General features: G+C 66.5%; 26 protein-coding genes. 16 read left to right on the top strand and 10 right to left on the bottom strand.

Annotated features, from left to right (window positions below; translation table 11 throughout):
- The first annotated feature begins 15 nt into the window (after nucleotides 1-15).
- The 5 genes from SM753_RS13735 (at nucleotide 16) to SM753_RS13715 (ending at nucleotide 5,348) form a co-directional block, all read left to right on the top strand.
- Complete coding sequence (locus tag SM753_RS13735; RefSeq protein ID WP_323192016.1) at nucleotides 16-408, top strand: methylglyoxal synthase; 393 nt, start codon at nucleotides 16-18, stop codon at nucleotides 406-408.
- Between the two features lie 135 nt (nucleotides 409-543).
- Nucleotides 544-1,008 (top strand): MOSC domain-containing protein, encoded by a 465-nt coding sequence (locus SM753_RS13730; RefSeq protein WP_323192015.1) that lies wholly within the window; start codon nucleotides 544-546, stop codon nucleotides 1,006-1,008.
- 47 nt (nucleotides 1,009-1,055) lie between these two features.
- Nucleotides 1,056-1,898: a YqcI/YcgG family protein gene (locus tag SM753_RS13725; RefSeq protein WP_323192014.1), complete on the top strand. Its 843-nt coding sequence runs from the start codon at nucleotides 1,056-1,058 to the stop codon at nucleotides 1,896-1,898.
- Nucleotides 1,898-2,467: a cysteine hydrolase family protein gene (locus SM753_RS13720; protein ID WP_323192013.1), complete on the top strand. Its 570-nt coding sequence runs from the start codon at nucleotides 1,898-1,900 to the stop codon at nucleotides 2,465-2,467. The genes SM753_RS13725 and SM753_RS13720 overlap by 1 nt, the downstream gene beginning before the upstream one ends.
- A gap of 139 nt (nucleotides 2,468-2,606) precedes the next feature.
- Nucleotides 2,607-5,348, top strand: coding sequence for a DUF2298 domain-containing protein (locus tag SM753_RS13715; protein WP_323192012.1), 2,742 nt, complete (start codon nucleotides 2,607-2,609; stop codon nucleotides 5,346-5,348).
- 32 nt (nucleotides 5,349-5,380) lie between these two features.
- On the opposite strand, the gene SM753_RS13710 is transcribed toward SM753_RS13715, so the two are convergent.
- The gene (locus SM753_RS13710) at nucleotides 5,381-5,647 is read right to left on the bottom strand and encodes an HAH_0734 family protein (RefSeq protein WP_135533325.1); all 267 of its coding nucleotides are present in this window, start codon (nucleotides 5,645-5,647) and stop codon (nucleotides 5,381-5,383) included.
- A gap of 228 nt (nucleotides 5,648-5,875) precedes the next feature.
- Between SM753_RS13710 and SM753_RS13705 the strand changes: the two genes are divergently transcribed.
- Genes SM753_RS13705 through SM753_RS13685 form a run of 5 tightly spaced genes read left to right on the top strand, consistent with a single transcriptional unit; the run spans nucleotide 5,876 to nucleotide 8,167 of the window.
- Nucleotides 5,876-6,157 (top strand): 50S ribosomal protein L44e, encoded by a 282-nt coding sequence (locus SM753_RS13705; protein WP_135533326.1) that lies wholly within the window; start codon nucleotides 5,876-5,878, stop codon nucleotides 6,155-6,157.
- A gap of 3 nt (nucleotides 6,158-6,160) precedes the next feature.
- On the top strand, nucleotides 6,161-6,379 hold the full coding sequence (locus SM753_RS13700; RefSeq protein WP_138797047.1) for a 30S ribosomal protein S27e: 219 nt from the start codon (nucleotides 6,161-6,163) through the stop codon (nucleotides 6,377-6,379).
- Nucleotides 6,376-7,176, top strand: coding sequence for a translation initiation factor IF-2 subunit alpha (locus SM753_RS13695; protein WP_135533328.1), 801 nt, complete (start codon nucleotides 6,376-6,378; stop codon nucleotides 7,174-7,176). Before SM753_RS13700 ends, SM753_RS13695 begins: the two co-directional genes overlap by 4 nt.
- Nucleotides 7,173-7,355 (top strand): RNA-protein complex protein Nop10, encoded by a 183-nt coding sequence (locus SM753_RS13690; protein ID WP_135533329.1) that lies wholly within the window; start codon nucleotides 7,173-7,175, stop codon nucleotides 7,353-7,355. Before SM753_RS13695 ends, SM753_RS13690 begins: the two co-directional genes overlap by 4 nt.
- A 5-nt stretch (nucleotides 7,356-7,360) precedes the next feature.
- Nucleotides 7,361-8,167 carry a proteasome assembly chaperone family protein gene (locus SM753_RS13685; protein ID WP_135533330.1) on the top strand — a complete coding sequence of 269 codons (807 nt, stop codon included), beginning with the start codon at nucleotides 7,361-7,363 and terminating at the stop codon, nucleotides 8,165-8,167.
- Between the two features lie 33 nt (nucleotides 8,168-8,200).
- Here the strand turns inward: SM753_RS13685 and SM753_RS13680 are convergent, their stop codons facing one another.
- From SM753_RS13680 to SM753_RS13665, 4 genes are all read right to left on the bottom strand, one after another.
- Entirely contained in the window at nucleotides 8,201-8,683 is a 483-nt protein-coding gene (locus tag SM753_RS13680; RefSeq protein ID WP_323192011.1) for a metal-dependent hydrolase, read from the bottom strand.
- Between the two features lie 45 nt (nucleotides 8,684-8,728).
- Nucleotides 8,729-9,250 (bottom strand): CinA family protein, encoded by a 522-nt coding sequence (locus SM753_RS13675; RefSeq protein WP_323192010.1) that lies wholly within the window; start codon nucleotides 9,248-9,250, stop codon nucleotides 8,729-8,731.
- 25 nt (nucleotides 9,251-9,275) lie between these two features.
- A complete protein-coding gene (locus SM753_RS13670) occupies nucleotides 9,276-9,632 on the bottom strand; it encodes a nuclear transport factor 2 family protein (protein ID WP_135533333.1) in 357 nt (118 codons plus the stop codon).
- A 71-nt stretch (nucleotides 9,633-9,703) separates the two neighbouring features.
- The gene (locus SM753_RS13665) at nucleotides 9,704-10,762 is read right to left on the bottom strand and encodes a Glu/Leu/Phe/Val dehydrogenase dimerization domain-containing protein (RefSeq protein ID WP_323192009.1); all 1,059 of its coding nucleotides are present in this window, start codon (nucleotides 10,760-10,762) and stop codon (nucleotides 9,704-9,706) included.
- A 153-nt stretch (nucleotides 10,763-10,915) separates the two neighbouring features.
- On the opposite strand from SM753_RS13665, the gene SM753_RS13660 reads away from it, so the two are divergent.
- A complete protein-coding gene (locus SM753_RS13660; RefSeq protein ID WP_323192008.1) occupies nucleotides 10,916-12,058 on the top strand; it encodes a pyridoxal phosphate-dependent aminotransferase in 1,143 nt (380 codons plus the stop codon).
- Between the two features lie 95 nt (nucleotides 12,059-12,153).
- Here the strand turns inward: SM753_RS13660 and SM753_RS13655 are convergent, their stop codons facing one another.
- Entirely contained in the window at nucleotides 12,154-12,834 is a 681-nt protein-coding gene (locus SM753_RS13655; protein WP_323192007.1) for a DUF47 family protein, read from the bottom strand.
- A gap of 131 nt (nucleotides 12,835-12,965) precedes the next feature.
- Between SM753_RS13655 and SM753_RS13650 the strand changes: the two genes are divergently transcribed.
- Both SM753_RS13650 and SM753_RS13645 read left to right on the top strand, forming a co-directional pair.
- A complete protein-coding gene (locus tag SM753_RS13650; RefSeq protein ID WP_323192006.1) occupies nucleotides 12,966-14,708 on the top strand; it encodes a septation ring formation regulator EzrA in 1,743 nt (580 codons plus the stop codon).
- Nucleotides 14,709-14,746: 38 nt separating this feature from the next.
- Nucleotides 14,747-15,841 carry a TRC40/GET3/ArsA family transport-energizing ATPase gene (locus SM753_RS13645; protein WP_323192005.1) on the top strand — a complete coding sequence of 365 codons (1,095 nt, stop codon included), beginning with the start codon at nucleotides 14,747-14,749 and terminating at the stop codon, nucleotides 15,839-15,841.
- A gap of 25 nt (nucleotides 15,842-15,866) precedes the next feature.
- On the opposite strand, the gene SM753_RS13640 is transcribed toward SM753_RS13645, so the two are convergent.
- The 4 genes from SM753_RS13640 to SM753_RS13625 all read right to left on the bottom strand — a co-directional run bounded on the left by SM753_RS13640 (nucleotide 15,867) and on the right by SM753_RS13625 (nucleotide 19,979).
- Nucleotides 15,867-17,234: a DUF4147 domain-containing protein gene (locus tag SM753_RS13640; RefSeq protein ID WP_323192004.1), complete on the bottom strand. Its 1,368-nt coding sequence runs from the start codon at nucleotides 17,232-17,234 to the stop codon at nucleotides 15,867-15,869.
- Nucleotides 17,231-18,118: an SDR family oxidoreductase gene (locus tag SM753_RS13635; RefSeq protein WP_323192003.1), complete on the bottom strand. Its 888-nt coding sequence runs from the start codon at nucleotides 18,116-18,118 to the stop codon at nucleotides 17,231-17,233. Before SM753_RS13635 ends, SM753_RS13640 begins: the two co-directional genes overlap by 4 nt.
- A 136-nt stretch (nucleotides 18,119-18,254) precedes the next feature.
- The gene (locus SM753_RS13630; protein ID WP_138797039.1) at nucleotides 18,255-19,022 is read right to left on the bottom strand and encodes an endonuclease V; all 768 of its coding nucleotides are present in this window, start codon (nucleotides 19,020-19,022) and stop codon (nucleotides 18,255-18,257) included.
- 6 nt (nucleotides 19,023-19,028) lie between these two features.
- Nucleotides 19,029-19,979: a rhomboid family intramembrane serine protease gene (locus SM753_RS13625; protein ID WP_323192002.1), complete on the bottom strand. Its 951-nt coding sequence runs from the start codon at nucleotides 19,977-19,979 to the stop codon at nucleotides 19,029-19,031.
- A gap of 87 nt (nucleotides 19,980-20,066) precedes the next feature.
- Between SM753_RS13625 and SM753_RS13620 the strand changes: the two genes are divergently transcribed.
- Genes SM753_RS13620 through SM753_RS13610 form a run of 3 tightly spaced genes read left to right on the top strand, consistent with a single transcriptional unit; the run spans nucleotide 20,067 to nucleotide 22,707 of the window.
- Nucleotides 20,067-20,507: a DUF5788 family protein gene (locus SM753_RS13620; protein WP_323192001.1), complete on the top strand. Its 441-nt coding sequence runs from the start codon at nucleotides 20,067-20,069 to the stop codon at nucleotides 20,505-20,507.
- On the top strand, nucleotides 20,504-22,246 hold the full coding sequence (gene polX, locus SM753_RS13615) for a DNA polymerase/3'-5' exonuclease PolX (protein WP_323192000.1): 1,743 nt from the start codon (nucleotides 20,504-20,506) through the stop codon (nucleotides 22,244-22,246). Before SM753_RS13620 ends, polX begins: the two co-directional genes overlap by 4 nt.
- Nucleotides 22,247-22,269: 23 nt before the next feature.
- On the top strand, nucleotides 22,270-22,707 hold the full coding sequence (locus tag SM753_RS13610; RefSeq protein WP_323191999.1) for a Mut7-C RNAse domain-containing protein: 438 nt from the start codon (nucleotides 22,270-22,272) through the stop codon (nucleotides 22,705-22,707).
- Nucleotide 22,708: the final 1 nt, after the last annotated feature.

Here is a 22,708-nt window from a genome sequence, read left to right as displayed (position 1 = left end):
AACGACTGTGACAGTATGACACGCGTTGCGCTCATCGCACACGACGACGAGAAACCGGAACTCATCGATCTGGCGACTGAGTACGACGAGACGCTGGAATCGTTCGAACTGATCGCCACCGGGACGACCGGCAAGCGTGTGATCGAGGAAACGGGCCTCGACGTCGAACGGAAGGCGTCGGGTCCGCTCGGGGGCGATATGATGATCGGTGCCGAAGTCGCTGAGGGGCGCATCGACGCGATCATCTTTCTGCGAGACCCGCTGACCGCGCAACCTCACGAGCCGGATATCACTGCGTTGCTACGGATCTGCGACGTCCACGACACGCCGCTCGCGACGACGCGCACCTCCGCGGAGTACGTCCTCGACGGTCTGCGGCGGGAGCACGGACAGGGTAGCAACAACTGAAACGATTCATACACTGACCGCCCAGCCGTCGTGCGATCAGATCTCCATCGACTGTCAGTGGCTACCGTAGCGTACCGTTCGGACGACGCCTCCTTTCACGGTCAGATATAAGATCGACCCGTACCGATCACTGGTATGAGTGGTCGAGTTCAGTCGATTCACACTGCGCCGGAGCAAGGGGCCGAACCGGAGTCGCACGAGCGAGCGGAGGCTGTCGCCGACGCCGGACTTCGAGGCGACCGATATTTCGTCGAAGAAGGCACGTTCGCCGAGCGGTCGGGAAGCAACCTGACGCTCATCGAACACGAGGCTCTCGCGGCCGTCGAGCGCGACTACGGGATCGAACTCGAAGCGGGAGTGCACCGTCGGAATATTACCACCGAAGGCGTTCGGCTCAACCACTTCGTAGACCGCAGGTTCCGCGTCGGCGAGGCGGTGTGCGTCGGGACAGAGCTGTGCGAACCGTGCTCGTATCTGGAGCGCCGCCTCGAAACACAGGGCGTCCGCGAGGCGCTCGTTCACCGCGGTGGACTGCGGTGTCGGATCATCGACGGCGGCCGGGTTCGCGTCGGCGACGACGTTGTCCCCTGTAGCGCGTAACTGTCAAAACCGACGAATAAATGCGGGTAGAGCACTTTCAGGCAACTATGACGGGTCAGATAGTCGGTAGCCTACAGGACCAGGCAACCGTTGCCGAGCGCGTCGACACCGGCGATGCTCCCGATTGGGTCGCCGACCACTGGAACTCGTTCCGGGACGGGCTGTTGGGCGAGCGGAACGGTTCGCCGTTTCCCTGCTTTTTCGGGGTCGAGTCAGTCGAAAACGGAGATCCGCTGTACACTGCAGTCCCCTCGACGACTCACAAGGACGCGCTACTCGGTCTGGGGCGGACGCTGCTCGACTATCTCGACACCTATCAGGACCACAGCGACCGTGCGTCGCTGGTCGCGTTTTTCAAGCCGCCCGAACGGGAACTCGGGGAGGCGAAGTATCACGAGCGGCTGTGGCACATCCTGCAGTTTCTCCACGTTCACGACCCGGAACCGTGGCCAGAGGATATCACGACTGACCCCGACGACCCGTACTGGGAGTTCTGCTTCGGCGGCGAGCCGATGTTTCCGACCTGCCGAGCGCCGTTCTACGAGAAGCGAAACAGCCGGTACTGTCCCGTCGGTCTGGAGATCACCTTTCAGCCGCGGGCGCTGTTCGAACAGCTGAACGTAACCCCAGAGACGGAGGCGGGGCGACACGCCAGAGACGTGATCCAGGGTCGTCTCGAAGAGTACGACGGCGTCTGTCCGCACGCCGATCTCGGCGACTGGGGCGTGGAAGGGGACCGCGAATGGTCCCAGTATATGCTGTCAGAGGACCCGGACCAGGCACCGGACGAGTGTCCTATCGACGTCACCCGCGAACATCCGAAGTCGGAGTTGTTGCTCGACCCTGCTCGGCAGTCTGAAGCCGTAACGCTTCCCGGGGGCGACCACTGATGTTCGGGACCAGTGAGCAACCGGTTCTCCTCCTCGTTGATTTCCAGCGGGGGTTCGACGACTCGCAGTGGGGGACGCGCAACAATCCGGACGCCGAAAGAAACGCCGCCCGGTTACTCGAGACGTGGCGCGAGCGCGGACTCCCCGTCGTACACGTCCGCCACGATTCCGCGGAACCGACGTCACCGCTCCGCAGCGACGAACCCGGGTTCCGGTTCAAGCGAGGACTCGAACGGCGCGACGGCGAGGTCGAGTTCGTCAAACGGGTCAACGGCGCGTTCGTCGACACAGGTCTGGAATCGTGGCTACGCGAGCGGGGGTACGAAACGCTCGTCGTCTGCGGGCTGACGACAGACCACTGCGTATCAACGACGACGCGCATGGCGGAGAACCGCGGGTTCGACGTACACCTGATGCGTGACGCGACGGCCTCGTTCGGGCGGACGCTCGACGGCGAGCGGTTCGACCCGGAAACAGTGCATCGTACGGCTCTCGCGCATTTGCAAGGGGAGTTCGCGTCCGTCACAGAGACCGACGCAGTCGTCGAGGCTGTTTCCGACCGGGAGTAGCGTTGTCCGCCCGGTCGGATGAACTCGGCCGACGCTGTTCGGAACAGACCACCCGCTGACAGACGGCGAGTACGGTTATCGGCACGGGTCCGACCACTAAGAGAAAGGGTTTACACGGAGGCCTACATTCTCCGGAGTGATGCAGTACGTCGCGGTCCTCTCGTGGATTGCGGTTTATCTCGCCCTCGGCGTCGCCGTCGGGCGTCCGTTCGCCGCGCTGTACCGGCGACTGTCGAACGACGAAGCGACCGGTCTGACGCTGAGTGCAGTCGCCGTGGCGGCGCTCTGTTACTGGTTCGGCCTGTCGCTTCTGGCGTGGCCGGCGTTCGTCGCCGCCGTCGGCGTACTCGCGCTCTGTGCCGGCGTGGCCGCGCGAACGGACGCGCTCGACGACTGGGTACGGCACCTCCAACCGGCGCTCGTCGGACTGGCCGTCGTCGCGCTTATCGCCGGACTGGCCGGCGCGTGGCCGGACGAGCGCGTCGCCCGCTACTTCCTCCGTCTAGAGACCGGATACGTCGCTCGCTGGTACGTCGCGTTCCTCGGCCTCGGCGCACTCGCGCTCCCGGTCGCCGCGCTCGTGTTCGACCGGTTTGCCGACCGAGGCGCGGGAATCGCTCTCCCGTTCGCCCTGGCGCTCCTCGGCGTGGTCGGCTACTGGGTCGGACACGTCACGTTCGGGCCGGTCGCGCTGGCCGCCGGGATTCTCGTCATCGGGGTCGGTTCCGCGGTGGCATTGCACCGGGGCGTCACGGTAAACTGGGGGGTGTACGGGGAGATAGTCGTCGTTTTCACCCTGGCTTTCGGCCTCCTCGTCGCTCTCCGGGGGGTCAACCCGGTCATCGAACCCGGCGGCGGCGAGAAGTTCCTCGACTTCGGACTGCTGAAGTCGCTCCTCCGGTCGAGCGCGCTCCCGCCGGAGGACATGTGGTTCGCCGGCGAACCGGTGAAATACTACTACGGCGGCCACATGCTCGCCGCGCTACTGACAGAACTGACGGCGACGCCCGCGCGGTACGCGTACAACCTCGCGCTCGCCGGCGTCTACGGGACGCTCGCGGCGACCGTCTACGGACTCGCACGCGCCATCGCGGCTGCACGCGAACGCTCGCCCCGGACCGCCGGTGCGTTCGCCGTCGTCTTCGTCGCGGTGGCGAGTAATCTCTCGACGCCGCTCCGACTGCTGGTGTGGAAACTACCGGGAGCGGCCGGAGAGCTGCTCGCCTCGGTCGCCAGTCTAGAGGTTGCCCAGCGCCCGAGCGTCGCCGCCGGCCCGGATTCGTTCTACTACTGGACGGCCAGTCGGATCATCGACCGGCGGGTCGTCGATGGCGACCAGTGGCATTTCATCAACGAGTTCCCCTTCTTTGCCTTCCGCAACGGCGACCTCCACGCGCACATGGTCAGCACGCCGTTCCTGTTGCTGATCGCGGCGCTTTTGTTCCAGTACTGGCTCACCCCGGCCGCGGAGAAACGCCGTCGCCGCGCGCTGGTCTTTCTCGCCGTGCCCGCGTTCGGCGGTCTACTCGCCGTCATCAACACGTGGAGCTTCCCCGCAGTGGGCGGCCTGACGTGGATAGCGCTGACGTTCGCGCCGGCCGACCCGGCGTCGCTACTCCCCCGGCGCGCCGAGGCGGCGGTCGACCGGCTCCGCGGGGGTTCCCCGCTCCGCTCCGAGGGGGTCCGCGTCGGAACGGCCGTCGCCGCGGCCGCCGCCGTCACGGCGCTGGGCGTGCTGTTCGCGCTTCCGTTTTTCACGGGGACCGCGAGCGGTCGGAGCGTGGGCTTCCTCCCAGAGAACCGGAGCAACGCGGCGGGCCTGTTGGTCGTCCACGGGGCGTTTCTCGCAGTCACCGTGACGTACCTGCTCGCCCGGGACGGCATCGAGGACCGGTTACCGACGCTGTTTGCGGTGACCGTCGCCGTCCTCTTTCTCGTCACGGCTCCGTACGAGCTGACCGCCGTGGCGCTGTTCGGTCCGGTCTTGCTGGTCGCCTGGATACTGCTTCGAACCGAGAGCGACGTCGGATACGAGACGGCCCTTCTCGTCGGCGCACTGGGTCTGGCGACGCTCGTCGAGTTCGTCTACGTTGTCGAGGAGGCCGGGCCCGGGCGGCTGAACACTGTGTTCAAGATCTACGTGCAGGTGTGGATACTCTGGGGCACCGCCGCGGGCGTCATGCTCGCCGACCGGGCACCCCTGGTGGCGACGGTCCGGGCTCTGTGGCACCGCGCGGCGATGGCCGTTCCGAGAGCGGACCGCTCGGTCGGCGGATCGGCCGAAAAATCGTTAGACGGCGGCAGCCGAACCGTCGAGGTGACGGCCGGCGGCGCGACGGCGTCGCTGCTCGCCGTCGTCCTGCTGGTTTCGCTGTCGCTGTACAGCGGCTTCGTCGTCGATACTCAGTTCGAGAGCGGCACCGAAGACCCCACGCTGGATGGAACGGCGTACGTCGCCGACCACCACGCGAAAGAAGCGGCCGCCATCGCGTGGCTCGACGAGCGGGAGGGTCAGCCCCACATCGTCTCCGCGCCGGGCACGTCCATCTACGAGTGGGCGAACCCCGCGTCGAGTCTCACCGGACTCCCGACCGTCGCCGGCTGGAACCACGAGGTCGGCTATCGCGGCGCGGAACCGTACCGACAGCGCGTCGTGGAGGTCGAGACGATCTACACTGGGTCCGCCGCCGACCGCGCCGCACTCCTCCGGAAGTACGACGTCACGTACATCTACATGGGTCCGGAGGAGCGCCAGCGCTACGGGACGCGGGACCTCCACGAAGACCCGGGAATCACGAAAGCGAAGGAGTACCCGTTCGTCGTCATCTTCCGAGTGGACCAGTCGGAACTGCAAGAGAGCACTGATAGTTCCGTAGTGTAGAACGCCGCCGCTGTTTCGACCGAGCGAACGGCTCAGACAGAGAGGTCGCTTTTGGCTTTCACGACGTCTAACGCCTCGGATTCGATCCGTTCGACGTCGAGCCAGTGGGGGATGTAATCGCGCGTCTCGAAGGCCTCTCGCTCGTCCTCGGTTCCGATGATACACCAGATCTGCGGTTCTTCGGGACCGTGCCACTCGCCCTGCCGGTTGATCTGAAAGACGATCTGCTCCTCGCCGTCGTACTCGATGATGGCGTCCTTGCGGATCCCCGGGTCGCCCGACACGATGAGTCGCTTCATGCGCACGTGTTCGGAGGATATCCCATTAAGCGCTTCGAAGGGGCGCAATTGGAGGAGCGTTTCCAACTCGTCACACTCCAGTCCACACGCAATCGTGCTATCAGGCGTAAAAACGCGACTGTACGCCCGACACCTGACGGCGACGCGACCACACGTCTGCACCGTTGGCCGACACGAACCAAACGGGTTTTAAACGACGCTCCGTAACTGCCCGTAAGGTAGATATCTATGGAGATGCCTCGACGTTTCAACACGTATTGCCCGCACTGTAACGAACACAACGAACACGAAGTCGAGAAGGTCCGAGGCGGCCGTTCCACCGGTATGAAGTGGGACGACCGGAAGCAGAAGGAAGGCGAGAAAGGGATCGGGAACCGCGGTCGGTTCTCGAAAGTCCCCGGTGGGGACAAGCCCACGAAGAAGACGGACCTGAAGTACCGCTGCGGCGACTGCGGCCAGGCCCACCTCCGCGAGGGATGGCGCGCCGGACGACTCGAACTTACCGACTAAACCATGCCAGGAAGCTTCCACACCGTACGATGCCCGGACTGCGAGAACGAACAGACCGTCTTCGAGAAGGCCTCGACCGAAGTGTCGTGTGCCGTCTGCGGTCACACGCTCGCACGGCCGACCGGCGGGAAGGCCGACTACGAGGGCGAGGTCGTCGACACCGTCGAGCACCGCGAGTCGAGCAGCAAGTCGGACGCTGACGAGGCGGTCGAAGCACGATGAAGTTCAGCGGCTGGCCCGAAAACGGGGAGCTCGTCGTCGGCAAGATAGACGAGATAGAAGACTTCGGCGTCTTCGTCGACCTCGAGGAGTACGAGGACAAGCGCGGTCTCATCCACATCAGCGAAGTCGCAAGCGGGTGGATCAAGAACGTCCGCGACCACGTCCGAGAGGGCCAGACCGTCGTCTGCAAAGTGCTTGACGTCGACACGGAATCCCAGCAGATCGACCTGTCCCTGAAAGACGTCAACGACCACCAGCACTCCGACAAGATACAGGAGTGGAAAAACGAGCAGAAGGCCGACAACTGGATGGAACTGGCCTTCGGCGAGGACATCGACGACGAGACGTACGGCGCTATCGCCAACGAACTGCTCGCGGCTCACGGCAGCCTCTATCAGGGCTTCGAGCAGGCCGCCATCCACGGCGAGGAGGCGCTCGAAGAGACCGACCTCAGCGACGACGAACTGGACGCGATAGTCGAGACGGCGCGGGAGAACGTCTCCGTCCCCTACGTCAAGGTGACGGGGTACGTCGACCTCGAGTGTCCCGACGGCGACGGCGTTGACGCCATCAAGGAGAGTCTCCAGGCCGCCGAAGGGAACGGAGAGGTCCCCGACGAGGTCGACCTCGAAGTCACCTACGTCGGCGCGCCGGAGTACCGCATCCGCGTTCAGGCCCCGAACTACAACACGGCCGAGGACCAGCTAGAGGCGAGCGCACAGCGCGCCGCCGACAGAGTGTCCGAGTTCGGCGGCACGGGTAGCTTCCACCGCGAGCGTCGCTCCGACGACGAATGAGGTCCGACATCCGGGTGTGTTCGACCTGGGAGACCGAACACGACCGCCCGGTGTACACGCTCTCCGAAACCTGTCCCGACTGCGGAGCAGACGCGGTGAACTCCGCGCCAGCGCCGTTCAGTCCCGAAGACCGGTACGGCGAGTACCGACGCGCTCTTAAGCGGCGCGCCCGCGAGTAAGCCGTATGGACGAACTCGATATCGAGACGGTCGACGAGGTCGAACTATCGGACCCCGTACTCGTCGAAGGGCTGCCCGGCGTCGGGCACGTCGGCAAACTCGCCGCCGAGCATCTTCTCGAAGAGCTCGATAGCACGCTCGTCAGGCAGGTGTACTCCGAACATTTCCCACCGCAAGTCGACATCGACGAGGCGGGCATCGCCGAACTGACCTGCGCCGAGTTCCACGCCATCGAAGTCGGGAACGCGTCGGAGACGCAGGCGGACGATGGTGACGGCGATATCGGGGGCCGGGACCTTCTCGTACTCACCGGCGACCACCAGGCGCAGGACAACATCGGTCACTATCGGCTGTCGTCGGCGTTTCTCGACATCGCCGACGAGTTCGGCGTCTCCGAACTGTTCGCGCTCGGCGGCGTCCCGACCGGCGAACTCATCGAGGAGTACGACGTCCTCGGCGCGGCAGCCAACGAGGACCTGAAAGACGACCTCGAAGGGGTCGGTGTCGAGTTCCGAGAGGACGAACCCGCCGGCGGTATCGTCGGCGTTTCCGGCCTGCTGCTCGGACTGGGCCGTCGCCGCGAGTTCGACGCCGCCTGCCTGATGGGCGAGACGAGCGGCTACCTCGTCGACCCGAAGAGCGCCCGGGCCGTCCTCGAAACGCTCGAAGAGCTCCTCGGATTCGAACTCGACTACGAAACGTTAGAGGAGCGTGCCGACGAGATGGAGGAAGTCATCAGCAAGATCCAGGAGATGGAACAACAGCAGTCGATGGACGTCCCGACCGACGAGGACCTCCGGTACATCGGATAGAGCGCCGTTCGCGACGGTCGCAGCCGCCGTTTCTCAGATCCCGATTATCTGTCGCCCCAGCTCTAACCCGGCCTGGGGGACGCGATACAGTATCAGCCCGGCAGCGACGAGTTCGACGCCTGTCACGATCACCGTCGCTATCTCCGCGTGGTCGCTGCTGACGGCGACGCCCGTCGGGAGGCCGTACTCCTTCGTGTACGGATAGAAGAAGGCGATGCCGCGCTTGCTGCCTGCGAGGTCTAACACGTAGTGCGTGAGGATGCCGATCCAGACGAACTCCAGATTTCCGAAGAAGTACGGAAAGGCGACGAACCCGCCGAGCACCGGGAGGTTGTGCAGTGTCTTGCGGTGTTTTCCGAACGCCGTGTCGACGTCGGGGAAGAGCGCACCGAGTACGACCGGGATGCCGACCTCGACGATAGTGATAAACGTCCGCTCGTCGCCGACCGGTTCGAGCAGGTAGCCGAGACCGATGCTGAGAAGTATCGCGTTCAGTACGTGTCCTCGCTTGTTCATGACGGTACCCGGAGAGTCACGACCGGACGGGTACAAACGTTTCCCTTACTCGACGGATCTGCCGCCCGCTCCGTCGAGTTCCGCGGACAGGTCCGCGAGCGTTTGCTCGACGGTCGACTCGCGGACCGCCGCGCGGTCGCCGTCGAACCGGTGGCGCGTCGCGGTGGCGTACGAGGTTTCCGTCCCCCACTCACCCGCGTAGGCGACGCCGACGTACACCGTCCCGACGGGAGTTTCCTCGGTTCCGCCGGTCGGGCCGGCGACGCCGGTCGTCGAGAGGCCCCAGGTCGTATCGGTCTTATCGCGGACACCGCGGGCCATCTCGCGGGCGACCCGCCCGCTGACCGCGCCGCGTTCGTCCAGTGATTCGCGTGAAACGCCCAGCAAGTGCCGTTTCGCGTCGTACGCGTACGCGATGATCCCGCCCTCGAAGTAGTCGCTTGCGCCGGGGACGGCTGTCAGCGCCGCGCCGACGAGACCGCCCGTACACGACTCCGCCGTCGCGACGGTGTGGTCGGCCTCGCGCAGGCGGTCGCCCAGGCGTTGCTCGATCGACTGCTCGCTCATGCGTGAGTGGTCGGCGGGCGGGCAGTTAAACGGTGTCCCGGTCGGTGTACGTCCATCGCTCGACGATAGTCCCCTGACCGTCGAACCGATGGAAATCCGCGAACCCGAATTCGACGGTGTCCCCGCCCTGTTCTCCCTCGAACCGCCCGCGGACGGCGACTATATCGCCATCGGGAACGACAGCGTGAACGTCGTGGGTCCCGTTTTCCAGCGCTCGCTCGTCGAGGTAGAACCGTCGGAACTCCTCCATCCCCTCGATCGGTTCGTTCCCGGGACGGTCGTATCTGATGTCGTCCGCGAACAGCGAGAATAGGTCCTCGTACGCTTCGTCGTCGACGTAGCGGTAGTACTCTCGGACGCGCTCCGGCCGTGCGTTTCCCATGGTCCGACAGTCGACTGCGGAGGGTAAAGATGCCACGGACGGCCCCAGACCGTGGGTTCCCGGTGTCTCAGTTACTCGGCGGAAAGCGACGGCGTCGTCGTCTCGACGGCGTTGATCCGTTCCTCGGCGTACTCCTCGGCGGCGTCGAGCACCGTCGTTTCGCGCGCCTCCGCCCGTTCGATCATCTCCGACAGACGGTCGCCGATAGCGGCCGCCTCCTCGTACGCTTCCTCGCGCGTGCCGCCGAAGTGGTCCTTGGCCACGGTGATTAGCCCGCCCGCGTTGATGACGTAGTCAGGGGCGTACAGGATATCCAGATCCCGGAGGTCGCTCGCGTGTCGTCGTTCGGCGAGGACGTTGTTCGCAGCGCCGGCGACGATGTCGCAGTCGAGTTGCGGGATCGTCTCGTCGTTGACGACGCCACCGATCGCACAGGGGGCGAAGATATCACACGACTGTTCGTACACCGCGTCGGATGCGACCGTCTCCACGTCGTGTGAGTCCGCGAACGCCTCGACGTTCTCGCTGTCGATGTCCGAGACGGTCACCGACGCGCCGTCTTCGAGCAACGCCTCGGCGAGCGAGCGGCCCACTTTCCCGAGACCCTGAACCACGACGTCGAGGTCGGCCGTCGTCTCCGTTCCGTAGACGTGTTCCGCGCAGGCACGGATCCCGTGGAACACGCCGTGTGCCGTGATCGGCGAGGCGGTGCCGAGACCGTCGCTCGCGCCGACGACGTGGTTCGTCGTTCGCGCGACGACGTCCATGTCCTCGACCGTCGTGTTGACGTCGACGGAGGTGAGGTAGCGACCGCCCATGCAGTCGACGGCCCGGCCGTACGCTTCGAGGAGGTCCTCGGTCTTTATCTCGTCGGGGTCGCCGATGACCACCGCTTTCGCGCCGCCCAGCGGGAGGTCCGCGGCGGCAGCCTTGTAGGTCATCGCCTCCGAGAGTCGCAGTACGTCGGTTAGCGCGTCCTCCTCGGTGTCGTAATCGAGGATCCGTGTCCCGCCGAGACCCGGCCCCAGGGTCGTGTCGTGAACGGCGATGATGCACTGTAATCCCGTCTCAGGGTCGGAGAAATACGACACCTGTTCGTGGCCGGCGTCGCCGATCGAATCAAATACCATATCATATAATCGTTTCGCTTACCGTAAAAATTCTACCGACTTCCATCGTCTCTCAGGTGCGTTCCGGCGATCGTTACTGGGGGGTTCCGCAAGCGGTTTGTCGCCTCTTGGCCTGTATCGAACTATGAACCCGTCGGAGGTGGCATGATCGCTATGGAGTACGAAACGCCGCTGTTTTTCCACATCATGCAGTACGCCGCGGACGCGGAGGCGAGCGACCGGACGTGGACGGCCGCGGGCGATGCCGCGGCCGCCGACGTTATCGACATGGTGAGCGGGAATCCCGACTGGGAGCCGCCCGCGGCGCTCCGCGAGGGCCTGCACGAGTACGCCGACCTGAGCGGCGACCGGTTCCAGTACCCGCCGAGCGAAGGCCTGCGGGAGTTGCGAGAGGAGGTCGCCGCCCGGCGGAACGTCGACGTGGAACAGGTGGTCATCACCAACGGCGCGGGCGAGGCCAACTACCTCGCGATGGCCGCCGCGCTCGAAGTCGCGGACGGGGACGAAGTCCTGCTCACGGACCCGGTGTACCCGTACTACCCCGGCAAGACGACGATGCTCGGCGGGGACGCGACGTACGTGCCGGCGGACGAGGACGGCACTCTCGACCCCGAAGCCGTGCGCGAACGGGCGGGCGAGGAGACGGCGCTGATCCTGGTCAACTCGCCGAACAACCCGACCGGGGGCGTCTACGACGCCGAGACGATGGGCGAACTCGTCGACATCGCCGAGGCGGTCGACGCGACGCTGATCAGTGACGAGGTGTACGACCACTTCGACTACTCGGGCGAGTTCACCACGGCGCTCGATTACGACTCCGACCGCCGCATCGTCACTAACGCCTTCTCGAAGTCGATGGCGATCACCGGGTTCCGGGTCGGTTACGCCGTGTTCCCGCACGATATGGTCGACCGGGCCAAGGGACGGCACATGCTGGTCAACGTCGCCGGGAGCCGTCCCGCTCAGTACGCCGTCCTCCACGCGCTCCGGGAAACTCCCGCGGAGTACTACGCCGAGAACCGCCGCACGCTCGAAGGACGGATAGGGACGTTCACCGCGGCGCTCGACGAGGCGGGTGCCGACTACACCCGTCCGGACGGTGCGTTCTACGTCATGGCTCGGTTCGACGGCTTCCCCGGGACGGTCGACAACGTGAAGCGCCTGATAGACGAGGCGGGCGTGGCGGGGATGCCCGGCGAGACGTTCGGCACGCGCCGCGAGGAGTGGATCCGCTTCGCGCTGGTCACGCCGCACGTCGAGGCGGCCGCGGAGCGACTCGCCGAGTACTTCGACTGAGAGGAACTGCTGGAAAGCAGTTCGGGAGTTCGCCGACCCGGCGTCGGCGAATACCGGTACACAGTTCGAACGGCCCTTTGAGAGGGTCGCTCCGATTAGACTGCCTTTGCGCGGAGAGAGGCCAGGTCGTCGGCGGCGTCCTCGGCCGCGTTAGCGACCTCGTCCATCGTCACGACGAGTTCGCGGACCGCTAGCGCTTCGGCCGTGGTCCCGCCGTCGAACGCCCGCCGGATCAGATCGTACTTGGTCGCGTCGCAGTCGCGTTCCAACCGCCGGACGGCGGAGAGCGTGTCTTCAACGTCAGCGACCGAGTTTTTCTCGAACTCCGTCTCGTCGGGGTCGTCGAAGACGGACCCCTCGAACACCGCGGCGAGGTGCCGCGTGGCGTCGTGTGCGTGCCACGACATCTGCCGGAGGCCCGCGAGGACGGCGTCGTCGAGGTCGGGCCGCATCGCCGACAGTTCCTTCGCGACCGTCTCGGCCGTGGAGACGACGCGGTCCGCCGCGACGACTACCTCCACGAGGCCACCGGAGAACAGGTAGGGTCGGGCGAACGACGGCGGCATCTCGTCCGTGACGGACCGCCTGATGTCGGCCACGAGTTCGTCGCAACGCGACTCCAGGCGACAGAGGCGATCGACCGCCCGGTCGAACGCCGCCGGGTCGGTGCCGTACGTTTCGGCCGCGGTCCGGAGCAGGTCAGTACCGTCGACCAGTGCGCTCAGGAACTCGGTGACGGTGTCTGCAAGTGCGTCGGCGTGGACGGTCTCAGCCATCACACGAAAGAGCGGCCGGCACGTACCTCGTCGTTTATATTACCAGTCCGGGCCGCACCGGTTGGGAATAGTTGTCATCCAAGCCGTCACCGTGACAACGCTTAAGCCCCCGACCTCGCTGGTTGTATCCGATGCCTGACCCGATCGTAGTGGCGCTTCTGGCGCTCGTTCTCCTCGTCGGCCTGGCCGGTCTCGGCCTCGCGTACCGGACGCACGGTCGACTGGGAGACGTTGCTGAGGCCGACCGGATCGACGAACTGGAAACCCGCATCGCCGACGCGGAGGCGGCCGCGTCCGACGCCGCCGAGACCGACGAATCGCTCGACGCGGTTCGGTCGGCGGTCGACGAGCTATCGGCGAACACCGCGGACTTCGACGACGTGGCGGACCGGATCGACGACCTCGAAGCCGAGATGTCACGGGTCGACGACGTGGCGGCGGACGTCGAACGCATGGACGACCTGTCCGACCGCCTCGCCGACGTCGACGACGGATTCGACGCGTTACGCGAGCGCTTCGACGGATTTGAACAGCGGTTCGACGAGGCGGAGAGGCGGTTCGACGAAATCGACGGACGGCTCGGCGAGATGGAAGGCCAGTACGACGAGATCGAGGGGCGACTCGGCGAGATGGACGCCCGATTCGACGATGTCGACGAGCGCCTGACGACCGCGGACGACACCGCCGACAGGGTCGCCGACGTGGAGACGGAACTGGCGTCGCTGTCCGAGTCAGTGCCCGACGCGACTGCGCTGGGAGAGCGTATTAACGACCTGAACGCGCGTGTCGACGAGGTCAGCGAGGAAGTTGCCGACGTCGACACGGCCGATGCAGACCGTCTCGCCGCGATAGAGGACCGACTCGACGGACTGGCCGACGAGGTCGCGGCCGTCGGGGAATCCGAAAGCGACGGCACCGGCGATGACGCGCTCGATGACCGCCTCTCCGCCGTCGAGGCCGAACTCTCCGCGCTCGACGACCGCTTCGGAGAGGTCGAATCCGCGGTCGCGGAGGCGGAGACCCGACTGGCGACGCTCGACGGGGCGGTAGACGACGTGCGCGAAACCGTCGCCGACGAAACCGCGGCGGTCCGGAACGAGGTCGACGCGGTCGCGGACACCGTCGACGAGACGACCGAACGCGTCGACGCTACCGCCGAACGCGTCGACGGCGTGTCCGACACCGCGAGCGAGATTTCCGAGCGGATGGACACCGTCTCCGGTCGCGTGGACGACCTCTCCGGCGACGTGGCCGAGGTGACAGATGCTGTGGGCGAAGTGAGCGGCGACGTGGACGAACTCTCAGCTGACGTCGACACGGTGACGGACGCCGTGGATGACCTCTCTGGCGACGTTGACGGCGTGTCCGGGCGCGTAGACGAGACGGCGGACCGCGTCGGGGACCTGACCGACCGGATCGCCGCACTGGAAGAGACCGTCGCCACCGTCGAGGAGAGGGTTGTCGCGGTCGAGGACCGCGTCGGCAACGCGGACGACGAGCGGAGCGTTGCCTCGCTGGCCCCGACCGTCGAGCGCGTCGCGGAGGAGGTTACGGCGCTCGACGACCGACTCGACGAGTTGGAACCGGCCGCGGAAACGGGACGCGGCGAGTCGGACGCCATCGACCCGGAGCAACTCGACCGCATGGAGAAGACGCTGCTCGAACTCGACACAGAAGTGTCCGCGCTGGGCAACCGCCTCGACGACGTGGAGGCTCGGACCGACGAGACAGCGGCCGAGAGCGTCGATGAGGACGAGCCAGAGAACGACCTGGACGAACAGTTCCAGCAGTTGCTGGAAGAGAGCGACGACGAGAACCCGCTCTCCGGGTCCGGCGGGCCGACGGTAAAGCGGGAGTCCGACCTGGACGAGTAACCGGGAAGTACACAAGCGTTCGACGGCTACCGCCCGGTATGAGTTCTATCGACGTGGAGCCCGTCGACGACGTCGAGGAGGAGGGCGGCGACGTCCGCGAACGCGAGGACGCGACCGCCAGGACGCTCGACCCGGACGCCGACTACGTGCTGTACGGCGGTAAGGGGGGCGTCGGGAAGACCACGATGGCCGCGTCGACGGCGCTGGCGAGCGCTCGCGGCGGCACGACGACGCTCGTCGTCTCGACGGACCCCGCGCACTCGCTTTCGGACACCTACGAGGCCGATGTCCCGTCTCGCCCGGCGCGGATCCGCGACGACGTGCCGCTGTACGCCGCGGAGATAGACCCCGACACCGCCATCGAGGACGGGACCGCGGCGTTCGCCGGCGGCGACGGGAACCAGCCACTCGGCGGACTGGGCGAGATGCTGGGCGGAGAGGGCGGCCCGATGGAGTCGCTGATGGGCGGCGCAATGCCCGGCGCGGACGAGGCGGCGGCGATGCAGACCCTTATCGAGTATCTGGACGACGAGCGCTTCGACCGCGTCGTGGTCGACACCGCGCCGACGGGCCACACGCTCCGACTGCTCGAACTGCCCGAGGTGATGGACACGATGGTCGGCCGGATGCTCTCGCTCCGCGAACGCCTGGGCGGGATGATGGACGGCGTCAAGGGAATGTTCGGCGCTGGCGGCGTCGAGGAGGAAGACGTCGAGGACGGTGTGGACGACCTCCGAAAGCTATCGGAGCGGATCGAACGACTGCGCGCGACGCTTCGGGACCCGGAGCAGACCGATTTCCGCGTCGTGATGGTTCCGGAGGAGATGAGCGTCTTCGAGTCCGAGCGCCTGCTGGCACAGTTAGACGAGTTCCAGATCCCCGTCGGTACCGTCGTCGTCAACAAGGTGATGGAGGACCTCGCTGACGTGACGAGCGAGGTGGACGCCGCGCAGTTCGTCTCGCCGGACCTCGACTCCTGCGAGTTCTGCCAGCGCCGCTGGGACGTTCAACAGGACGCGCTCGCCTCGGCACAGGACGTGTTCCGCGGCCACGACATCAAGCGCGTTCCGCTGTTCGCGGACGAAGTTCGCGGAGAGGAGATGCTGCGTATCGTCGCGGCCTGTCTGGACTAGCAGTCCGGGCCGGTAGAACGACCAGTTACTCGACGACCAGCACCCGCAGGTCGTTCAGGTTCGTCCCGGTCGGCCCCGTCACGAGAAGCGCGTTGCGGGCATCGAGATACGGATACGCGTCGTTCCCGGCGAGGGCCGCCCGCGCGGACGCCGCGTCCTCAACCGTTGCCTCGTCGACGAGCGCGCCGGCCGCATCCGTCGCCCCGTCGCTCCCGTCGGTGTCGACTGCGGCGACAGCGATTCCGCTCTCGCTTTGGGCAGTCGCGACACTGTCGAGTTCCAGCGCCGCGCTGACGGCGAACTCCTGGTTCGGGCCGCCCTCGCCGTCACCCCGGACCGTCACCGTGGTTTCGCCGCCAGAGAGGATCGCGGCCGGCGGTTCGACGGGATCGCCGGTCGCCAGCGCCTCCTCCGCGATAGCGACGTGGGTCTTTGCCGCCTCTCTGGCCTCGCCGCGGACCCGGGAGGAGAGAACGAGCGCCCCGTAGCCGCGCTCTCTCGCGGCGTCGCGGGCCGCGTCGAGCACCGTCGTCCCGTCCGCGATACCGTGGTTCGTCACGCGGGCGAACAGCGGGTCGGAAGGACCGGGCGTCTCGGCGGTGTCGCCCGCCGCTCCGCGTTCCAGGCGGGAGGTGACCGCCGTCGGAGCGTCGACGTCGTAACGCGCCAGCACGGACAGCGCCTCCTCGAACGTGGATCCGTCGGGCGAGGTCGGGCCGCTCGCGACGACGCTCGGGTCGTCGCCGACCACGTCGCTCAAGATCAGCGACACGACAGTCGCCGGGGCGGCGCGGCGGGCCAACCGGCCGCCCTTGATCTTCGAGATGTGCTTGCGGACGGCGTTTATCTCGCTGATCGTCGCGCCGCTGTCGAGCAACGCGTCGGTGACGGACCGGAGGTCAGCAAGCGAGACGGCTTCGGCGGGCGCGGGCAGGAGCGCACTGCCGCCGCCGGTGACGGCGACCAGAACGAACGTCTCTTCGTCGGCCTCGTCGGCCAGCGCACGCACTTCTCGTGCGGCCTCCACGCCGCGTTCGCTCGGGACGGGATGGTCGCCCTCGCGGACCGTCACGGACTCGGTCCCAGTCGGGTCGTCCGTCACGACGACGCCGCGGTCGATGCGGTCGCCGAGTGTCGTTTCGAGCGCCGCCGCGACGTGCGCAGCGGCGTTGCCGCCGCCGAGAACGACCACTTCGTCGTACTCGCCGATGTCGTACGTTTCGTCGGCGACCCGTAGCGCGTCGCCGTCCAGCGAAACCGCGTCGCTGACGACGGTGGCGGGGTGGCCCGCCTCGATTCCCGCCTCGACGCAGTCGAGAGCGAGGTCACGAGCCTCCGTCGTCGCCAGACCGTCGCGTCCGCGGATCGCGGGTCGGCCGCCGCCCCCGCTCACGACCGCACTCCGGCCAGTTTCGAAACGAGGCGGTACGCGGCGTCGCGCCACTTGGCCGGCAAGACGCCGGCGTACGCGAAGAAGTTCGCGAACGGCCCGACGGGGTACCGCGCCGCCGGTTCGGTCGAACTCGCGGCGTTGAGGATCACTTCCGCGACGCGCCGCGGCGGTACCGCTGCCGGGCCGCCGCCGCCGATCGCCTCCGTGTCGTCAAGGATCCGATAGAGGGAGTCGTACGCGCTGGTTCGCTCCAGCGTGTCCACTTCGTCCTCGACGCGTTTGGAGAAGTTCGTCTCGACCGGACCGGGTTCGACGAGCACTACGTCGACGTCGAACGACGATACCTCGGCTCGGAGCGCGTCGCTCATCGCCTCCAGTGCGAACTTCGACCCGCAGTAGACGCCGTTTCCGGGGTACGAGACGCGGCCGGCGAGGCTGGAGAGGTTGACGATGGTGCCGTCGCCCTGCTCTCGCATGTGGGGGAGCACCTGCCGGGCAAGCCGGTGCGGGCCGTACACGTTCACGTCGAACTGGCTGTGAACGTCCTCGACCGAGACGTCCTCGACCGGCCCCATCTGTGCGTATCCGGCGTTGTTCACCAGACAGTCGATGCGACCCCAGTCGTCTATTATCTCCTCGACGACGGCCGCTATCTGGTCGTCGTCGGTCACGTCGAGGGCGGCCGTCTGGCACCCGGCCTCGGCCAGGTCTGTCACGTCCGTGATGTCTCGCGACGTGGCGTACACTCGCCAACCCTCGTCCAGAAAGATCTTCGCCGTTGCCCGTCCGATTCCGGACGAACAACCGGTGATGAGCACGGTTTCCTCCCGCGTGATGGACTCGTCGACGACCGCGTCGGACTCGTCTACGTCCTCGCTTGCCATGGACGGAGTGTCTATCGGAAAACAGTAAAACTAGGCGGTTTCTGTGGCGCTCGGCCCGGTTGTTCGCGACAGTGCCGTTCGCGTGGCCGCTCCCGGTCCCGTTCCGTCCCCTTCGACGCGGCACATCGCTGACCGCTCACCGAACCTCGTCTTTGACCTCGTCGGCGTACTTGTCGGCCAGTCGCGTCGGTTCCGGCAGTTTGTACTCGCCGCCAACCCCTTCGACGAAGTCGGCGGCCGTTTCGGCGCTGACCCGGTGGCCCGGGCTGACGTACAGCGGATTGATCGACGCGTTTCCGGACTCGTACTGGCGGGACTGGACGGCGTAGCCGACGACCGTACCGTCGGGGGCATCGACGTTCCCGTCGGCCTCGACGGCGACGCGGGTCCCCTCCGGAAGGCCGTCGACTGGTCCGCGCGGCGTGCCACAGAGCAGACTCTTTGCGACGCCGACGCTCGGCAGGTCGAGCGTCACCCCGATGTGCGTGGCGAGGCCGGCCTGCCGGAAGTGGATCCGGCCGCTACCGTCGAACAGCGCGAGGTCGGGAGTGACGGACAGTTCCTCGAAGGCGGCGAGGATCGACCGGCCTTCGCGGAAGGAGAGCAGACCGGGGATGTACGGGATCTCGAGCGGCGTCGCGGCGTACGCACGCTCTATGACCTCGCCGCCGCGGAGGGCGACGACGGCGCTGACCGCGCGCTCGTCGAGGAACGCCTGGTCGACGCCGACGACGACGGGCGGCTCCTGACCGGCGGTCGCCAGCGGTCCCTCGGTGATAGTCGCCGGGTCGAACGGCAGGTCGTCCGCGAAGACGGCGGCGTCAGCGATGTCGCGCTGGAGGGCTTCCATCTCCTCACGGGAGAGCGATGCGTCGGGGACGAACTCGGGGCGAACTGGAGTCATCGTGGGTCAGAACGGGCCGCGACCGCCGCCGCGGCCGGGACCGCCCGGACCCCCCGGCCCGCCGCCGCCGAACCGCATCCGACTCGGCTGTGTCACACCTTTGCCCTTGACGTGCTGGCCGTACGTCAGGCCGATCGCCAAGCCGACGAGGTGCGCTGCGTTCGCCACGTTCGCGCCGGCGAGGCTCGGTCCGACGATGCCGAGAACGCTGATGAGCGCGTAGCCGCCCGTGATCACCCAGATCGGGACGGGGATAAGGAAGTAGAGGTAGACGCGCATGTCCGGGTTCAGGATGGTCAACACGCCCATGATGGCGAGGCCGGCACCGCTCGCGCCGAGAACCGCCGTCGGCGTGTTCTGTACGATCCCGAGTCCGACCTGTGCCATGCCGGCGGCGATGCCGCTCACGACGAACAGCAGGGTGAAATCCCGGGACCCGACGTAGCGCTCCACGTGCTGGCCGAAGAAGTAGATCACGATGCTGTTGACCGCGATGTGGTAGAGGCCGCCGTGAGAGAGGATCGAGGTGAACCAGGTCCAGACGTACTCGGGGTGTTGGGAGGTGAGCGTGAATATCGACCGATAGAGTTCGAACTCTTCGGTACCCCGGATCCAGACTGCCGGTCCGAGCATCGCTTCCGTGATCTTCTGGGCTGCGAACATGATCCACATCAGCCCCAGGAAGACGAACGTCATGTTGCCCCGGAAGTAGCTCATCGGGCCGCCGACACCGGTGTTCAGACCGAGCCGGTCGGTGATACTTTTCGAGCCACCGCTCTGGCCCTGCACGCTGTCGTCGAAACCGCTGTCGAAGACGCCGTCCGGATCGCCCCAGTCGTTCAGGCCCGGACAGCCGTGATTCTCCGGCAGGCGGTGGTCGGCGCAGTACGTCCCCCCGCAGTGCCGGCAGTTATACGGCATATTTTCGTCTTTACCACACTGATCACACGTCGCCATTGTGGAGGGGTTAGTCCGGGCCGACAAAAGGGGTTTGGGTACGGCCGAAACGTAGGTTTTTGCCGGTCGCGGCCCCTACGCCAACGTGTGAAAGAGTTCGAGCGCAAACAGCTCCTCGCGACGGTCGACCGCGAGGGAGCGACCGTCGGCGCGGACATTCCGGACCGCATCGCGGTCCAGGGCGAGGAGATAGACCTCCGCGAGTTCGTCTTCGAGATCAAACGCCGCGAGACGATCCCAGCGGGCGAGCGCGAGCGTGTCGACCGCGCGAAGAAGAACCTCCGGCGCGAGCGACTCCAGCGAAAGCAGCGCCTCGAAGACGACGAGATATCCTACGAAGAGGGAGAGCGACTCGTCGAGAGCATCATCGGTATCGACCGGGCGCTGAACGCCCTCGAAAGCCTCTCGCCGACCGACCTCGAACAGGAAGAGGAGACGAAGGAGATGGCCGACCGGAAACGCTGGATGAACTTCCTCAAGCAGGCGTTAGGACAGAAAGATCCCAACATGCGACGGAGTAACCTATGAGAAACGACGAGATAGCCGCCCGCTTCGAGGAGATGGCGGACCTGCTCGAAGCCAGAGACGTGGAGTACAAGCCCCGGGCCTACCGGCGAGGCGCGGAGAACATCCGTAACCATCCGCGACCCGTCGCGGAACTGGCCGCCAAGGGGTCCGACGCGGTACAGGAGATCGAGGGCGTCGGCGAAGCCCTCGCCGACAAGGTCGTCGAGTACGGGGAGACGGGCAGCATCGAGGAACTAGACGAACTACGCGACGAGCTCCCCGTCGAGATGAACGAACTGACGCGCGTCGAGGGCGTCGGGCCGAAAACCGTCGGAACGCTCTACGAGGCCCTTGGCGTACAGACGCTCGACGACCTCGAACGCGCGGCGAGCGAGGGCGAGATACGCGAGGTGAGCGGATTCGGCGAGAAGACCGAACAGAACATCCTGAACGGCATCGACTTCGCCCGGTCGGCGACCGAGCGCCAGCGGGTCGGCGACGCGCGACCGCTCGCCGACGAGGTGCTCGAACTTCTCAGAGACCACGAGGCGACCGGCCGGTGCGAGGTCGCCGGGTCGATCCGGCGCTGGAAGGAAACGATCGGTGACGTGGACGTGTTGGTCGCAAGCGAGGACGACCAGCGCGTGGTCGACGCGTTCGTCGACTGGCCCCGCGCCAGCGAGGTCATCGAGGCCGGGTCGATCAAGGCGAGCGTCCGCGCCGAGGGCGTTCGGATCGACCTCCGTGTCGTCGACCCGGCGGAGTTCGGAAGCGCACTCCAGTATTTTACCGGGAGCAAGGAACACAACGTCCGCCTGCGGAACTACGCGATCGACCGCGGCCTGAAACTCAACGAGTACGGGGCGTTCGATATCTCCCAGACCGAGGACGACTCCGACCAGCGAGCGGGCGAACGCGTCGCCGGCGAGACGGAGGAGGGGATGTACGAGTCGCTCGGCCTCCCTTGGATACCGCCGGAACTCCGCGAAGACCGCGGCGAGATAGAGGCCGCGGCGGCAGGTGACCTCCCGGACCTCGTCACCGTCGGCGACGTTCGCGGTGACCTGCACACGCACACGAACTGGTCCGACGGGGCAAACACCGTCGACGAGATGGTCGAGGCGGCCGCCGCGCGCGGCTACGAGTACCACTGCGTCACCGACCACGCCACCGGTGCGGGGATGGTCGGTGGCGTCGGCCTCTCAGACGAGGAACTGCGCGAGCAGATGGCCGAGATCCGGGACGTCGCGGCGGACGCGGAGATAGACGTGCTAGCAGGCGTCGAAGCGAACATCGACGCGGACGGCCGGATCAGCGTCGCGGACGACGTACTCGCGGACCTAGACCTCGTCGTCGCGTCGCCCCACAGCGCGCTCGACCAGGCGAAACCGGCCGCGACGGACCGGCTCGTGGCCGCGATCGAACACCCCTCCGCCGACGTGATCGGGCACCCCAGCGGACGGATGATAAACCGCAGAAGCGGCATCGAGTTCGACGTGCCCGCCGTCGTCGAAGCGGCCGCGGAGAACGGCGTCGCGCTCGAAGTGAACAGTAACCCCGCGCGCCTCGATCTGTGGGACGCCGCGGTCAAGCAGGCTGTCGACGCCGGCGCGACTGTCGCCGTCAGCACGGACGCCCACAGTCCCGGCGAGTTCGGCCTGGTCCGCTACGGCGTCCACACCGCCCGTCGCGGATGGGCCGAACCTGGGGACGTGCTCAACGCACGCGATGCGGACGGTCTGCGTGAGTTCTTGGACTGACGCGACGCCGGATCCGATCAACTATGCGACTCGCTCTCGACGTGATGTGTGGCGGTCTCAGGTCCTATCTCCGGATGTGCGGACACGATACGGCCTACGCACTCGACCGCGGTATCGAGTGCGACGACCGGTTACTCGCGCTTGCCCGGGCGGAGGAGCGAACGCTCGTCACTCGCGATGTCACGCTTGCGGAACGCGCCGGCGACTCCCTCCTGCTTCGCGAGACGGCCGTCGAGAAACAGTTGCGCGAACTCGACGCGGCGGGCGTCGACCTCGCGCTCACGGACGTGCCGGAGCGGTGCGGCCGGTGTAACGGTCGTCTCGAACGAGTCGAGGACGACACTCCCGAGTACGCGCCGCCCCCGGACGAAGAGCGCGTCTGGCAGTGTACGGTCTGTAGCCAGTGCTTCTGGAAAGGGAGCCACTGGGATCGAGTCGAGAACACGCTGGCGTCGCTGTAGG

It is taken from the genome of Halostella sp. PRR32 (assembly GCF_034808085.1).
In the GTDB taxonomy this organism is placed as follows: Archaea; Halobacteriota; Halobacteria; order Halobacteriales; family Natronoarchaeaceae; genus Halostella; species Halostella pelagica.
This window is presented reverse-complemented; position numbering and strand designations above follow the sequence as displayed.